The 1,411-nt window shown below is 56.5% G+C and carries 1 protein-coding gene; it reads left to right on the forward strand.

Annotated elements, in window-relative coordinates; all coding sequences use genetic code 11:
* Positions 1 to 162: 162 nt before the first annotated feature.
* Positions 163 to 1,353 carry an IS1249 family transposase gene (locus HMPREF2562_RS00330; RefSeq protein ID WP_162838042.1) on the forward strand — a complete coding sequence of 397 codons (1,191 nt, stop codon included), beginning with the start codon at positions 163 to 165 and terminating at the stop codon, positions 1,351 to 1,353.
* Positions 1,354 to 1,411 lie beyond the last annotated feature (58 nt).

The raw sequence follows: 1,411 nt of genomic DNA on the forward strand, positions 1-1,411 counted from the left end.
GGGTTAAGTAGCAAAAAGTGTGTCTGACTTTCAGCATTACTGCTGATTAGGCTGGGTAAATCGGGCGGATATAAGCATCAAGACCTTATATCCGCCCGATTAGTGTTCAATCCACCGGAATGGCACCCGCATGTGCTAATCGGGGGTTGGTGTGCTTTCCGGGTGAGTAAAAACAGACCACGATGCCCGATATGCGCTGGGCAAATGAAGAAAAACGGAACCACTTCTAAAGGCACAACCAGGTGGCGATGCAAGGACCCGAACTGCGGCAGTTCCACGACACGAACCCGCACCGACCGCACGCAGACCCGCGACTTTAAAGCCTTCGTCTCTTATGCCACCTCCACAGCAACGTTGTCTGAACTCGCCCAGCAACAAGGGGTAAGCCGTTGGACACTTGACCGCCGATTCAAACCGTTCTGGCTCATCGACATCCCCAACGACGGTGACCCACAGCGCATCTACGACCAGATCTTCATCGACGGTACCTACACCGCCGCCGGATGCTTGCTCGTCGCAGCCAGCCACGACCACGTCATCGCATGGCACTGGACCAAACACGAAACCGCCCACGCCTACACGCAGCTACTCCGCAAAATCGCTGAGCCGCTCTGCGTCGTCCTCGACGGCGGACAAGGCGCACTTACTGCGATTAAAGCCTGCTGGCCGAACGCGATAATCCAACGATGCCTCGTCCATGCGCAACGCGTCATCCGCCGCTACACCACATCACGACCACGCACCGACGCCGGCAAAGCCATCTACGCCCTGGCGTTGAAACTGACCCGTATCACCACACTCGACCAGGCACGGGAGTGGACGCTGCGTCTGCACGACTTCGGACAGGTATTCAAAGCATTCCTCAACGAGAAAACGCCCGTGTCAAAAGAGCGCCGCACACTCAACAACCAGTGGGAATGGACCCATCTGCGAGTTCGCAAGGCATACAACTCCCTGCTGCACCTCTCACGGAAAGGATGGCTGTTTACCTACCTGCAGCCACCACCGAATGCGCTTGAGCCTCAACGCTGGGCTTCAACGACAAACAGTCTGGAAGGCGGCATCAACGCCGGGCTCAAACGCATCGCCGACGCGCATCGCGGCAGGTCCGGGGAACGCCAACGAAAAATGCTCGAGTGGTACCTGCACTCGAAAACGCAACTGCCTGACGACCCATTAAAGATCGCCAGGCAGTGCAATTTCGGCCAAGATCAACTCGCCAAAGTCAACGATCTTGTCGAAGAAGACCACAACAAAGCCGACCATGAAACAGGCCGACCAGCCTTCTACGACAACGCTATCCCAACCGAGTACGAACACTCGATAGGAATCAGAAAAGGCCCCATGAAGTAACAAACGGTGTGCCCGCCCCGCAACACGCCGAGCGGACACACTTTTTGCTACTTAACCC

Origin of the sequence: Corynebacterium sp. HMSC077G07 (assembly GCF_001809225.1) — a bacterium.
GTDB lineage: Bacteria > Actinomycetota > Actinomycetes > Mycobacteriales > Mycobacteriaceae > Corynebacterium > Corynebacterium jeikeium_D.